This window comes from Microcystis sp. M113S1 (assembly GCF_020246945.1).
Taxonomy (GTDB): Bacteria; Cyanobacteriota; Cyanobacteriia; order Cyanobacteriales; family Microcystaceae; genus Microcystis.
The window spans coordinates 16328-29962 of record NZ_JADBSA010000166.1 but is presented as its reverse complement, the minus strand read 5'-3'; the positions used below and the strand labels follow the sequence as shown (position 1 = coordinate 29962).

Below are 13635 nucleotides of genomic sequence, written 5' to 3'. Positions count from 1 at the left end.
TTGCTTTTCGTACCAAGCTTGTGTTCGTTCGTGGAGAGCTTTATTGTAAACTAATCTTACACAGCCCAAAGTGCGCCGCAATAGCGACTCTTGTTCGGGTGTGGGGTAAAATCGGAACGAGTAGGCTTTTTCCATGCCTCACATTTTAGCATATATTTGGTAAATGCGCTAGTATTTAACGGTAAAGCCGTCGTAGAACGACGGGGTTTCAGACCCAAATTTTCGATGAATTATCCCATCCCGACTACCCCCGAAGAAATTGCCGCCCTCCGACAGCGTCCCGTCGATGAGGAGATGATCGCTGCCGTGATTGCGGGAATTATTAGAATGGCCCGCGCTCAGGGTCAATCTCTCGATGATCTTACTGAAGAAATTCTCGCAGAAGACGCGATTTTAGATCAAGTGCAACGACGTTGGTTAAGTCAGCTTTTGACTAATGCTTGGCAAAATTTAGCTGGATGGGTGTAATTGAGCGATGGAATGGCTAACAATCACTCTCGCTAGTGTTTTGACCCTGTTAACTCCGGCGGGGGCAATTATCGATACGGTTTTAGCCCATACCCTTCGCTCCCAAGTCCAAAAAGTGGAACAATTAGCCGTGAGGGTCGATAATACTCCCAATTATCAGGCTCTGCAAGGCAAAATCGATCGAGTTCGCATTTCAGCACGGGGAATTTATCCCCTTGCTGATGTTCGCATTGAGAAGATCGAGCTAGAAACTGAGCCAATTAGCCTCGATTTGCGGCGATTACAGCAAAAAAACGGCAGTTTAGCCGCCGCTTTGCGCCGACCAGCTGCGGGGGCATTGCATCTCGTCCTCACGGAAACTAATGTTAATCAAGCTCTACAATCGGCAGCGGTCAAAGAACAAATTCAGACCCTGATTAATAATCTGATTCCCTCTAGGGAAGAATCTGATAGCACAAAATATCAACTTAGTCAAGCAAGTTTTAACTTTCTTAATAATAATCGAGTCGCTCTGAGGCTGGAGCTAGAGACACAACGGCCGGACGAACCGGCAGCCAGCCTCGATCTGAGCTTAGAAGTGGGATTTAAGCTAGTGCAGGGGCGAAAAATCGAGCTTATTGACCCCACAGCCACTCTTAATGGTCGTCGCCTCTCCTCGCGTCTTCTCAAGGGGTTTGCCGAGGGTATATCCACCCAGTTAGATTTAAAAAACTTCGAGAAACAAGGAATTATCGCCCGCCTTCTCCAATTGCAGATCGACGATGATAAGCTGAGTATAGCCGCCTTTGGCAGCATTGAACCTCGATCGGGGAACCCCAATTAAATTTAACGGTCGGAAAACAGGAGATGTTTCAGTATTATGCCGAGTTCTCGCTCTAGCGATAAAATCTCTTTACCTTGGATAATTGGTATCGGCCTCGCTTTATTTACTGCTGGTGGGGCCACTGCTTGGTTTGCCGTCCATCACCTATCTTCCTCCCAGAAAAACAGCGAAAACCCGATTGAATCTCCCACTCCAGTGCCGATAAGTCAATCACCAATTGTTAAACCAGTTTCTCCCGGTCCAGTGGAGACAAGTCCGACAGCAACTCCTGCAGCTATTCCTGTTAGGGAAAATCGACAGGTTTATTGGTTAAAAGTGACTGATACGGGTAATCAATTAGTCACCCAAGAAATTACCGTTCAAAAAGCAGATAGCGACGACCGAGAGTTAACAGCAGTATTGAAGATTCTATTAGCTGGTCCAAGTAATCCTCCGGATATGACTACTATTCCCCCCGGGACTAAATTACTTGATTTAAAAGTAGATAAAACGGGAATTAAGATTAATCTCTCGCGCGAGTTTGGCACTGATGATGGCCCTGATATGTTGATCGGTCGTTTGGCACAAATCATCTATACTACTACCACCGAGAATCCCCATGCCAAAGTCTGGATTCAAGTGGAAGGAAAACCCCTAGAATTACTAGGAGAAGGCCACGGTATTGAAGTTGCCCAACCGATGACTCGTAAGTTTTTTGAGGAGAATTATCAGTTGTAGGTTGTCCGCGCATTTCAATTGTTGGTTGCGATAGCGAATTGAAGTTAACTAGGGGGATTACTGGGGGGATAGGGAAAAAGAATTGGATAGGGAATTTTAATTCCTTCTTGCTGATAGCGTCGGTGTAGGAGTTTAATAAATTCGTGTTTAATGGTGAGATGTTGAAAAAATTCTTCTTCTACCACCTTGAGATAAACTGTCAGCAGAATACTATAGTAATCGAATTTACGATAAAGGATCAAGGGTTGATAGTCACCGAGGTTAGGTTGCAATAGCTGGGCGATTTCTTGCATAACTTCTAGGGTAACTTTTTCGACTTTTTCTAAGTCACTATCGTAACTAATGCCCACTTCCACGGGAACCAGTAGGGAGTTATCTGGTAAACTATAGTTACGGAAACTAGAAGAAATGATCTGAGCATTGGGAATGACCAAAAGATTATTGGTAATTTCTTCGATTACTGTGCATCTTAAATCCACATCTCGCACATAACCAGCTTCTCCCGTTCTCAGTTCTATATAATCTCCCGGTCTAACTTTTTTAGAAGTGATAATATTAATCCCCGACATTAAATTAGCTAGGGTATTTTGGAGAGCTAAACCGAGGGAAACACCCCCAATACCCAAGGCAGTAAGCAGGGGAGTTATCGAAATGCCAATCGAGCTTAGAATAAGCAAAAAACCGCAGCTAAAAATCAGAACTTTGGCGAGAAATTCAAATAGGGAAGTGAGGGAAGAAATGCCATCATCTCCCGTGGTATAAACTCGTAATATTTCCACGGATAATTGAGCAACAACCCAAGTAGCCGAAGCTAAAAAAGCCACTAGCAGAAATTGTTTGCTCAGGAAAATGAGGGAGGGAAAGAGGGGAAGATTGGGAAGGGAGAGGGCAATATTTAAACCCAAAAGTCCGAACCAAAGTATACTTAATCCACGCAGGGAACGTAAAACCCCTTCCGAGAAACGCAGGTTTTTTTCTCTGGCAATCGATAAAAGTTGACTGACAACGCGCTGTTCTACGAGCCATCCCAACAGCAGGAAACTGAGGATGATGGTGATAGGTAAGATAATATAGGGCCAATCTTCCAGTCTGGTTAATAGGTTCATTGCTAGAGGGTTAGAAAAAGATGCACTTTTGTCTTATATTATTCCCCATTTTTCTATCTCTAGCAGGGGCGGTGGAATTTTGGGGCAAAAAGTTGCAAAATGTAAAGAGAAACTCATCTTTCCTTCGGCAGCTTGCGTGAATAGTCAGTTAGTTAAACCAAAATTCGGACTTTATCGATTCTTAATGGTTATAATCGTGGTTTTGTTCTTGATTAGCACCTATTTAATCACCTTTCATCTGGCTAAGATGTCAGATCCCTACATTAAAGAGGTGTTATCCCTACAAGGTAATGTCAGTCGCGGTTACGAAATCTTTCAGATTAACTGTGCTGCTTGTCACGGCCAGTTTGCTGATGGCATCGTCGGACCGAGTTTAGAGGACGTTTCCCATCGCAAATCGAGAATTAGTCTGATTGAACAGGTAATTAGCGGTAAAACCCCACCAATGCCCAAATTTCAGCCCGATTCTCAAGCTATGGCCGATTTATTGGTTTATTTAGAAAATCTTTCAAAAAACTGACTCTTGGCTGACGTTGATGATAATTTAGGACTCGTTGAAACCGGGTGGAGAGTGGGAAGTGGGGGACGTGGGGAAGTGGGGGAATGGGGAAGTGGGGGAATGGGGAAGTGGGGAAGTAGGGGAGTGGGGAATTTCAACTAAAACCCCAACACCCCAAAACCCTAAAACCCCAACACCCCCCCCAAAACGCACGCAGTGACCACCCCAAAACCCAACCCCTGAGAAACTGATAAATTTTACTTATATAGAAAAATTTTGCTTCTATTTGGGTACGCTAGTAGAAACACTTAACGATAAATACTTATGTCTTGGCATTCCCAAGTTGAACCGGCAATTATCCAAGGAGATTTCTGGCAAGTTAGCCAGTTTTATCAAGAACTGATAGAAAGAGAACCCCTAGAAATTAGTCATTATTGGTATTTAGGATTAGCCTATCTTTTGGAAGCTAGGGAAGAAGAAGCACAAACTACTTGGTTATTCCTCCTCAGTCAAGGGGATGAACAGGAGGTGATGCTGTGGACAGTAGATTTAGTCAATATTTTGGATGGGGAAGCGTGCAGACAATTAGAGTTAGGCAATTTAGAAACCAGTTGGTTAATTCGAGGACATATTCGCGAGATTAGTCCCGATAATGTTGATAATTTACTGCGGTTTATTTTATTAGCAATTAATTTGAATTATTTCGAGCAAGAGCAGTTAAAAACTTGGTTATTTATTGATGTGTTAAAAACAAATGATTTCCAGAGTCTAGAGTTAAGTTTATTGGAAGAAGTTTTAGAAAAATTTCTCGATTCTCAGATACCAGAAACCGTCCCTTACTTGGAAGCAATATTTCAATCTAACTGTCAGCGACAAACTTTCATCAAAGTAGTAGAAGCTAAAGTAACTTCTCTGGCCATGAATAATAAACCATTGGCTATTGATATTATTAATACTTGTTTAGCAGTAGAACCGGAGCAAATTTATCTGTTAGCTGAACTGTATCAATGTTATTTTGATAATCGAGATTTTCCCGCTGCTATCCAAGTAGCTAGTCAATTAAAAACAAGCTGTCAAGGGTTGCCTTCTCAAGCTGTAGCTGATTTTATTGCTCTTTATGTCAAATTATTTAGTGGTAATTGGGTCGATATTAAGGCAGATATTGAAGAATATACAGAATCTTTGCAAAAAAGTATCGCTAATCGAGAATGTCCAAGATTATTGAATAAACCATACCTAACAGTTGTATCCCCTCTAACTTACCTAGAAGATAACCCAAGAAAAAACCGTTACATTAATAATTGTGTTGGTCAACTTTTTCAGGAATATGTTCGCAATAATTCTAACTGTAATTACTGGGAAAAATCGACTATTAAAGATACAAATAAAGTTCTTAAAATTGGCTATATTGCCCATACCTTATATAATCATTCTATCGGATTAATTTCTAGGTGGTTAATGAAGTATCATGACTATAATGAATTTCATGTCTCTTTATACCTAGTATCTCAAAAAGAAGATTTTATCACTGAAAATTGTTTTAAAAATCAGGTAAATGCTTGCTATAGCTTACCTATTGATCCTCTGCTAATCGCTGAAAAAATTAGTCAGGATAATATTGATATTTTGGTAGATTTAGACAGCATCACTAATAACACAACTTGTCAAGTCATGGCACTTAAACCAGCACCAATACAAGTGACTTGGTTAGGTTTTGATGCGTCAGGAATTCCTGCAATTGATTACTATCTTGCTGATAATTACGTTTTACCAGCAGCTGCACAGGAATATTACCGAGAAAAAATTTGGCGCTTACCTAATTCCTATATTTGTGTGGATGGTGTCGAGGTTGCTTACCCTTCTCTCCGAAGGGATGATTTAGGGATTCCAGAGGATGCAATTAATTACTTAACCGTACAAACGGGGATAAAACGTAACCCTGAAACTATTCGACTTCAGCTACAAGTTTTAAAGGCAGTTCCTAATAGTTATTTGAGTATTCAAGGGTTAAGTGATGCTAAATCAGTGGAAAAATTATTTTTCAAAGTTGCCGAGGAAGAAGGAATTAATTATGAGAGATTAAAAATCTTCCCCCTCTATCCCACAGGAATTTATCGAGCAAATTTAAGAATAGCTGATGTGGTTTTAGATACCTATCCTTTTACGGGAGGAATGACAACTTTAGATGTGCTGTGGATGGGGATACCTTTGGTGACAAAAGTTGGTCAACAATGGTCATCGAGAAATAGTTATACTTTAATGGTTAATGCGGGAATTAGTGAAGGTATTGCTTGGAGTGATGAGGAGTATATCGATTGGGGAATTAAATTAGGTAAGGATGAACAATTGAGACGCAAAGTTATCGCTAAATTAGATGAATCTAGAAAAACTTCACCGATTTGGAATGCACGTCAGTTTACTAAAAATCTGGAAAGCGCCTATCGTCAAATGTGGCAAATCTATTGTGAAAGTTAATCAGGGAGAATTAAATCATGTCTTGGCAAAATGAAGTAAAAACCGCTTTAGAAAACAATCAATACGATATTGTTAGTCAGTTTTACGAAGAACTGATAGAAAAAGAACCCCTAGAAATTAGTTATTATTGGTATTTAGGATTATCCTATCTTTTGCAGGCAAAAGAAGAAGAAGCACAAGCTACTTGGTTATTTGTGTTCACTCAAGGATATGAACAGGAAACCGAGTCATGGCTGCTAGAATTAAGCAATATTTTAGCTGCCGAAGCTAACCGACAATTAGAGTTAGAAAATCTAGAAATCAGTTGGTTAATTCGTAAACATCTACAGGAAATTAATCCCGGTTATCTCGATAATTTACTACATTTAACCCTCATTGAAATTAAATTAAATAGATTTGATCCTCAACAACTGCAAGAATGGCAAATACTAGAATTAATTACCCAGGGTTCAGTTAACGCTCAATTATTGGAACGAGTAGTAATTGCCGTCATACCTTACGATCATGAATATACCATAGAATTAGTTCGGTTAAGTTTACCCTATCTTGGCAATTCTCCAGAATTACTTAATCACGTCATCACTGTCACCCGACACTTTGCTTTTGAGAAATATCAACCTACTTATTCCGTTGACTTAGCGGAAGCTTTTCTTCCCCTTTATCCCGAAAATTTGTACTTAGTAGCTAATTTATTTTGGTTTTGTGTCTCTGTCCCTAACTACCCAACAGGGATACATCTTATCAAAGAATTTAAAGATAAAAGTCAAACAATTGATTTAAAAATGTTTAGTCAATCTCTCCTCTTTAGTGGTTCTTTACGAGCCTCAAAATGGAATGACATCCCTAGTATTTGTCAAGAGTATAAACACTTAATTAAACAATTTCTAAAAGAAAAACCCCAAGACATACACCCCTTAGTGCGGGAAGCTTTACTAACAGTGATGAACCCGATTTCTTACTATGAAGATAACCCGAAAGAGAATCGACCGCTTTTAAGTCAGATTGGCAGTTTTTTCCAAGAAACCTACAAAGCAATGCTGGGTTTTCAGGAGGAAAGTTTTGACAAACCTAGAGAAGATAATCCCAATAAAAAACTGAAAATTGGTTACATTGCCCAAACCTTAAAACGTCATCCCGTCGGTTTATTGAGTCGTTGGACTATTAATCATCACAATCGTGAACAGTTTGATATCCATCTTTATATGGTGAATCAATCTGTGGATGAAATAACGAAACAATGGTTTTCTAATCCCGCAGATAAAATCTATCATGCTACTGCTGATTCCTTAGCAATCTATCGCAAAATCAAAGAAGATAACATCGATATTCTTGTGGATTTAGATAGTGGTACTGGACCAATGGTTGTCCAAGTTATTGCCTTAAAACCTGCTCCTATTCAAGTTAACTGGTTAGGTTTTGATGGTTCCGGTTTACCCGCAGTAGATTATCTTTTAGCGGATGCTTATGTACTACCAGAAAATGCCCAAGAATATTATCAAGAAAAAATCTGGCGTTTACCTGACGCTTTTGTCGCTGTGGATGGTTTTGAAATAGCCGTTCCTACCCTGCGAAGAGAAGATTTAGGTATTAATAATGATGCGGTTATTTACCTAAGTTCTCAAACGGCAATTAAGCGTAATCCTGCGATGATTCGCTTACAAATGCAAATCCTCAAATCCGTAGCTAATAGTTATTTCCTGGTTCAAGGAGTTGCTGATGATAATTCCCTCTGGGATTTATTCTGTCAAATTGCCGCAGAAGTTGGGGTAGAAACTAATCGAATTAAGATGCTTCCTCTCTATCAGACGGAAACCTACAGGGCAAATTTAGCCATCGCTGATGTGGTTTTGGACACCTATCCCTTTAATGGTGGTACAACCACCTTAGAAACCCTCTGGATGGGAATTCCTCTCGTGGTTAAAGTGGGGCAACAATGGTCATCCCGCAACGGTTATACTTTAATGATGAATGCGGGAATAACTGAGGGTATAGCTTGGAGTGATGAAGAATATATGCAGTGGGGAATTAAGTTAGGATTGGATAAAAATTTAAGAGAAGAAGTCCGTTGGAAACTCCGAAAGTCTCGTCATACATCTCCCCTCTGGAATGCCAAACAATTTACCAGAGATTTAGAAACTGCTTATCGGCAAATGTGGAATATTTACAGCCTTTCTCATCAAGATGAAGTCTAACCTAATTTGCCATCGACGACCGAGGACTGACTCCCCTAAAAGGACAACTTCCCACCTCATGATTAAGATAACTGCCATGGTCTGACTCCCTGTGGTCCCACTGGTGTTAGGCCCACAGGGATCATAATAGCTAAAGAAACTGCGCGATTAGATACCAAAGTCCCTCACAGATAGAAGATAATCAATATTTATCAGTATTGGAAGCCTTCAGCATGGTTCATTTAACGCCCAATCCTAGCTATAGTTTAAGTCTCAAGATAGAAATCCCCAATCAAGCGGGAACCTTCGCTTCTGTCCTCAATGCGATCGCCGATGTCGGGGGTAATTTAGGGCAAATTTCTCTGATCGAACGCAATTTAAAGATTAGCACCAGAGAAGTGATGGTTGATGCTGCTAGTACCGACCAAGCGGAACAGATTATCGCCGCGGTTAAAGCTCTACCGGATGTTAAACTTCTTAAAGTTTCCGATCGCACCTTCGATCTCCATCGTCGGGGTAAAATCTCCATTGAAAGTCGTATTCCCCTCACCTCCCAAGATGACCTAGCCATGGCCTACACCCCCGGAGTTGGTCGCATCTGCACCGCTATCGCCCACCAACCCGAACAAGTGTACTCATTGACCATCAAGGGCAACACCGTCGCTGTTGTCACCGATGGTAGCGCCGTATTAGGATTGGGAAATCTCGGGCCAGAGGCTGCCTTGCCGGTAATGGAAGGGAAAGCGATGTTATTCAAGGAATTCGCTGGAATTGATGCTTTTCCCATCTGTTTAGCCACCCAAGACCCCGAAGAAATCATCGAAACCGTCAAAAGAATCGCTCCGGTTTTTGGGGGTATTAACCTAGAGGATATCGGCGCTCCACGCTGTTTTGAAATCGAGAAACGTCTGCGAGCGGAATTAAATATTCCCGTTTTCCACGATGATCAACATGGTACAGCGATCGTTTCCCTGGCTGCCCTGATTAATGCCCTCAAATTGGTCAAAAAATCGCTTGATACAGTCAAAATCGTCATTAATGGTGCGGGTGCGGCGGGAATCGCCATCGCTACTCTCTTTAAAACCGCAGGAGCTACAGATATAACCCTCTGTGATTCCCATGGCATCCTCTCCCAAAACCGGGACGATTTAACCCCAGAAAAACAAGCTTGGGCCGTGGCTGCCAGTGGGAAGCTAGGGGATGCTCTTAAAGGCGCTGATGTCTTCTTGGGGGTGAGCGCACCGGGGGTATTGACTCCCGAAATGGTCAAAGGAATGGCTAAAGATGCGATCGTGTTTGCCATGGCTAATCCGATTCCCGAAATTCAACCGGAATTAATCAATGATTTGGTGGCAGTGGTGGCTACCGGACGCAGCGATTATCCCAATCAGATTAATAATGTTCTCGCTTTCCCCGGATTATTTCGCGGGGCCCTGGATTGTCGCGCTAGGGCAATCACCGATAATATGTATCTGGAAGCGGCCAAAGCGATCGCTTCTTTGATCACTCCTGCTAATCTCGATCGAGAGAATATTATTCCCTCGGTTTTTGATAGTCGTGTAGTTACGGCTGTGGCCGCCGCCGTTCAACACGCTGCTCGTCAAGATGGAGTGGCCGGGGAATAATGTAATTATCGTGCAGGAGGGTAAGTGAACCGTGAAACCGATCGATGATATTCCCGAAGCTTTACGGGACAGCCAGTACAGACAAACTACTAATTCTCTGGGGATATTTGCGATCGCAAGCGGTTTACTCGCTCTGCTGGGAACTGGGATAATTGCCATAGTAGTCTTGAATCGTCCCTCTGCTTCCCTAAAAAAACCAGTTATTAACCCCTCACCCGTCATTAAAGCCACTCCTAGCCCCATTGAGAACATTCTAGGTCATTTACCCTACCAAGAGGCTCCAGAGACGGAATTAGCCCCTATTACTGGGGATGGTGCTATGCGTTTAAGGAAACCGGCAGCCAAGGCTTTTATCCAGATGCAGAGTGACGCAAGAAGGTCGGGGGTGATTTTAATGCCAATTTCGGCTTTTCGATCGAAAGCAACCCAAGAAAAGCTCTTTTTTGAAGTGAAAAAACAACGCAATCAGCCAACCCGCAAACGAGCAGAAGTGAGCGCACCTCCGGGTTACAGTGAACATCATACCGGTTATGCGATCGATATTGGCGATAGTAGCGCTCCCGCAACGAATTTAAGTACCAGTTTTGCTAATACTGCCGCTTTTCGTTGGTTACAAAATAACGCTGCTCAGTATAGTTTCGAGTTATCTTTCCCCGAAAATAATCCCCAGGGTATCAATTATGAGCCTTGGCACTGGCGTTTTGTCGGGGATAGTGACAGTTTAGAAACTTTTTATAAAGCTCAACAATTAGGAAAACAAAAATAAGATAATCCCGACTCTAAATTCTATCTTGTAAGTCATGACCAAATCTTCTTAGCCTACAATTAAAAATATTAGAGAGTTTCATCGGGGTTCCTTCTCGAACTAACAGACAGGTAAATGATTGACTGGACTCCTTATCTCACATCAATCTCGGAAAAGTACGCCCAATGGGAGACATTTTACACCCTCACCGACGTAGAGGGAAAAACGCGCCCAGCGAAAACTGCACCCTTGCTAAGGGATTTGTGGGTACAGACGATTGAAAAAGAACGGGAAAACCCGCAAGAAAGACCAGAAAGACCAGAAAAAACCGAAAGATTCACTGTTTTAGATGGTTTACGCAAGTATAAGGCTAATCACGTTCTTTTAAAAGGTCGTCCGGGTTCAGGAAAATCGACCGCTTTAGCAAGATTGTTATTAGAAGAAGCGCAAAGCTTGCGCCCAAATCAACAAAATCAGGCTAAAATCATTCAAATTCCCATTCTCATCGAATTACGCTTGTATGAAACCTCAATTCTTGATTTAATTTTACAATTCCTGAAACGCCATAAATTAATTATTGATAGTAATACCCTAGAAAGTTGGCTGTTAGAAAATCAGAATTTTAGACCATTATTATTATTTGATGGTATCAATGAATTGCCCTCGGAAGCTGCGCGACAGAATTTAAAAAACTTTCGCCAGCAGTATGCAGAAATTTCGATGATTTTCACCTGAAATGTCGGTTTGAAGGCTCTCGGTTTTACCGATGAGATGAAAAGCCGACCAATATAAAACAGCGAAGCACGATTGATACTTAGGGGGGGTCTAATTAAATTTATTTCATACCCTTGACAGTTTGCACAGTGAGATGATATAGTTATAACATAACACATTGAGAGGTCGGGTCAATGCGAGTCATAGAGTTTAAGGTTAAAGCTACACAACAACAACAAATAGCTATCTTAGAAGCTATTAGAATAGGACAGTTCATTCGGAATAAGTGCATTAGACTCTGGATGGATTCCCACAGAGAAGATAAGGTAAATTATGCTTCTTTTTGCAAATTTGTAACAACGTTGAGTAATGATACAGATACTCCGTTTGTAGGTAAACTTAACTCTATGGCTCGTCAAGCTAGTGCTGAAAGAGCTTGGTTTTCTGTATCCCGTTTTTATGACAATTGTAAGAAAGGTTTAGCTCAAAAAGGCTACCCTAAATTCAAGAAGTTCTCAAGGTCTGTGGAGTACAAAACTTCTGGCTGGAAATTATCAGAAGATAAAAAGTCTATCCACATAACAGATAAAACTGGAATTGGCAAGTTAAAGCTAGTTGGCTCTTATAATCGTGAAATTCTAGATAAGCCTCTAATCAAAAGAGTTAGGCTTATTAAAAGGGCTGACGGATTTTATTGTCAATTTGTCTTAGACCTTGAACGAGTAGAACTGCTTAATTCTACAGGAAAGGAAGTAGGGATTGATTTAGGTTTAAACCATTTCTTGACCGACTCTAATGGGGATAAAATTGATAACCCTCGTTTCCTCCGTAAAGCCGAAAAACGACTGAAAAAGGCACAGCGTAAACTCTCCAAAAAGAAAAAGGGAAGCCAAAAAAGGTTAAAGCAGAAATCTAAAGTAGCCCGCCTTCATTTAAAAGTTTCTAGACAACGTAAAGATTTTGCCGTTAAGACAGCAAAAGCGTTAATCCAATCTAACGATTTGGTAGTCTATGAGGATTTGAAGGTTTCTAATATGGTGAAAAACAGAAAACTTGCGAAATCAATTTCTGATGCAAGTTGGTCAATGTTCACCGATTGGTTAGACTACTTTGGAAAAATACACGGGAAGTTTGTGGTAGCGGTAAATCCACAATATACAAGTCAGCAATGTTCTGATTGTGGCAATATTGTCAAGAAAACATTATCTGTAAGGACACATATTTGTTCTTGTGGTTGTGTCTTGGATAGAGACGAAAACGCCGCTATAAACATCCTTCGCAGAGCAAATACTGTCGGGCGGACAGAAATTCAAGCCCTCGGACAGACTACCCACTGTCTATTAGGTGAAAGCTTAATAGATAAGGTAACTGGATGAACAGGGAATCCCTCGCTTTTAGCGATGGGAGCGTCAATCAAGGCTTTAGAACACTCTGATTGGGAAGTTCGTAGGAACGCAGCCGCGGCTTTGGGTAAGATTGGCTCAGAAGCGGCGATGACTGAACTTATCAAATGCCTAAAAAATCCTGATTTTGTCACATTAAATAATGGCGATACTCTCTCTCAAGCTAGAGAAGCACTAGACACAATTCAAAACAAACTTAAATACTATCACCCCCTCCCTGAATCTATTTCTTACTCCACTCAATCCCCAACCTCTGAAACCTCATCTATTACCTATGATTTCAGAGGAGCTACTATTGGCAATTTAGCTCATAATGTGCAAGGAAACCAACAGAATTATCCCCAGCAACCTAATAACAATAACCCAGAGAAAAAATAACATGGTTCAGCAACTTAATAACACCCAAATCGCCATCAATACTTTATTGAATAAACTCAAAGATTCTCTCCCCCAGATCCGCGCTAAAGCCGCCGAAGTTTTGGGAAAAATTGGCAATAGCAGCCTTGCCGATACCTTAGTATCTCATTTAATGCAAGAAAATGATCTTAATGTTCGCCTGAATCTGATTCGAGCTTTAGGAGAAATTGGCAATGAATCCGCCATTCCTTGCCTAGCTTTCTGCTTATCTGATGCTAATCCCGATATTCGGATAATCACGGCAGAATCTCTCGGAAAAATTGGTAGTGAAAAAGCAATATCCTATCTCATTCAATCCCTACAAGATAAGGAAGTAAAAGTTCGTGTCACAGCCACAATTGCTTTAGGTGAAATTGGACTAGAAGATGTTATTCCTTATCTAGTAAATGTATGTTCCGATGAAGATGATAGCGTGCGTTTCAGTGCTGTTGATGCCCTCGGTAAGATTGGCTCTCGTTATGCAGTAAACTGA

At 41.1% G+C, this 13635-nt stretch carries 12 protein-coding genes and 2 pseudogenes; 12 read left to right on the top strand and 2 right to left on the bottom strand.

Annotated elements, in window-relative coordinates:
- On the bottom strand, nt 1–135 hold a 135-nt coding region (locus IM319_RS08550; protein WP_287735293.1), incomplete at its 3' end, for a helix-turn-helix domain-containing protein.
- Between the two features lie 90 nt (nt 136–225).
- Here IM319_RS08550 and IM319_RS08545 point away from each other — a divergent pair.
- From IM319_RS08545 to IM319_RS08535, 3 genes are read left to right on the top strand one after another with little or no spacing between them, the layout of a single operon-like run.
- Nucleotides 226–468, top strand: a complete 243-nt coding sequence (locus IM319_RS08545) for a hypothetical protein (protein WP_286824425.1) — start codon at nt 226–228, stop codon at nt 466–468.
- Between the two features lie 7 nt (nt 469–475).
- Nucleotides 476–1291: a DUF2993 domain-containing protein gene (locus IM319_RS08540; protein ID WP_287078607.1), complete on the top strand. Its 816-nt coding sequence runs from the start codon at nt 476–478 to the stop codon at nt 1289–1291.
- A 36-nt stretch (nt 1292–1327) separates the two neighbouring features.
- Nucleotides 1328–2008: a GerMN domain-containing protein gene (locus IM319_RS08535; RefSeq protein WP_287687364.1), complete on the top strand. Its 681-nt coding sequence runs from the start codon at nt 1328–1330 to the stop codon at nt 2006–2008.
- A gap of 44 nt (nt 2009–2052) precedes the next feature.
- On the opposite strand, the gene IM319_RS08530 is transcribed toward IM319_RS08535, so the two are convergent.
- Nucleotides 2053–3114: a mechanosensitive ion channel family protein gene (locus tag IM319_RS08530; RefSeq protein WP_286824420.1), complete on the bottom strand. Its 1062-nt coding sequence runs from the start codon at nt 3112–3114 to the stop codon at nt 2053–2055.
- Nucleotides 3115–3142: 28 nt separating this feature from the next.
- Between IM319_RS08530 and IM319_RS08525 the strand changes: the two genes are divergently transcribed.
- The 9 genes and pseudogenes from IM319_RS08525 (at nt 3143) to IM319_RS08485 (ending at nt 13635) form a co-directional block, all read left to right on the top strand.
- Nucleotides 3143–3634, top strand: coding sequence for a c-type cytochrome (locus IM319_RS08525; protein ID WP_425185002.1), 492 nt, complete (start codon nt 3143–3145; stop codon nt 3632–3634).
- 303 nt (nt 3635–3937) lie between these two features.
- Entirely contained in the window at nt 3938–6088 is a 2151-nt protein-coding gene (locus tag IM319_RS08520; protein WP_287735290.1) for an O-linked N-acetylglucosamine transferase, SPINDLY family protein, read from the top strand.
- A gap of 17 nt (nt 6089–6105) precedes the next feature.
- Entirely contained in the window at nt 6106–8280 is a 2175-nt protein-coding gene (locus tag IM319_RS08515) for an O-linked N-acetylglucosamine transferase, SPINDLY family protein (protein WP_287735289.1), read from the top strand.
- A 212-nt stretch (nt 8281–8492) separates the two neighbouring features.
- The gene (locus IM319_RS08510) at nt 8493–9884 is read left to right on the top strand and encodes an NAD-dependent malic enzyme (RefSeq protein WP_286824423.1); all 1392 of its coding nucleotides are present in this window, start codon (nt 8493–8495) and stop codon (nt 9882–9884) included.
- 31 nt (nt 9885–9915) lie between these two features.
- Complete coding sequence (locus tag IM319_RS08505) at nt 9916–10650, top strand: M15 family metallopeptidase (RefSeq protein ID WP_287078598.1); 735 nt, start codon at nt 9916–9918, stop codon at nt 10648–10650.
- A 114-nt stretch (nt 10651–10764) separates the two neighbouring features.
- Nucleotides 10765–11361: pseudogene (locus tag IM319_RS08500) on the top strand (NACHT domain-containing protein); the annotation flags it as partial.
- A gap of 176 nt (nt 11362–11537) precedes the next feature.
- Nucleotides 11538–12719: an RNA-guided endonuclease InsQ/TnpB family protein gene (locus tag IM319_RS08495; RefSeq protein ID WP_287735288.1), complete on the top strand. Its 1182-nt coding sequence runs from the start codon at nt 11538–11540 to the stop codon at nt 12717–12719.
- A gap of 21 nt (nt 12720–12740) precedes the next feature.
- Nucleotides 12741–13124: pseudogene (locus tag IM319_RS08490) on the top strand (HEAT repeat domain-containing protein); the annotation flags it as partial.
- A 1-nt stretch (nt 13125) separates the two neighbouring features.
- Nucleotides 13126–13635 (top strand): HEAT repeat domain-containing protein, encoded by a 510-nt coding sequence (locus IM319_RS08485; RefSeq protein ID WP_287687050.1) that lies wholly within the window; start codon nt 13126–13128, stop codon nt 13633–13635.

Coding starts and splice junctions, on each gene's coding strand:
- IM319_RS08545 (WP_286824425.1), top strand. CDS start 226: ATGAATTATCCCATCCCGACTACCCCCGAAGAAATTGCCGCCCTCCGA.
- IM319_RS08540 (WP_287078607.1), top strand. CDS start 476: ATGGAATGGCTAACAATCACTCTCGCTAGTGTTTTGACCCTGTTAACT.
- IM319_RS08535 (WP_287687364.1), top strand. CDS start 1,328: ATGCCGAGTTCTCGCTCTAGCGATAAAATCTCTTTACCTTGGATAATT.
- IM319_RS08530 (WP_286824420.1), bottom strand. CDS start 3,114: ATGAACCTATTAACCAGACTGGAAGATTGGCCCTATATTATCTTACCT.
- IM319_RS08520 (WP_287735290.1), top strand. CDS start 3,938: ATGTCTTGGCATTCCCAAGTTGAACCGGCAATTATCCAAGGAGATTTC.
- IM319_RS08515 (WP_287735289.1), top strand. CDS start 6,106: ATGTCTTGGCAAAATGAAGTAAAAACCGCTTTAGAAAACAATCAATAC.
- IM319_RS08510 (WP_286824423.1), top strand. CDS start 8,493: ATGGTTCATTTAACGCCCAATCCTAGCTATAGTTTAAGTCTCAAGATA.
- IM319_RS08495 (WP_287735288.1), top strand. CDS start 11,538: ATGCGAGTCATAGAGTTTAAGGTTAAAGCTACACAACAACAACAAATA.
- IM319_RS08485 (WP_287687050.1), top strand. CDS start 13,126: ATGGTTCAGCAACTTAATAACACCCAAATCGCCATCAATACTTTATTG.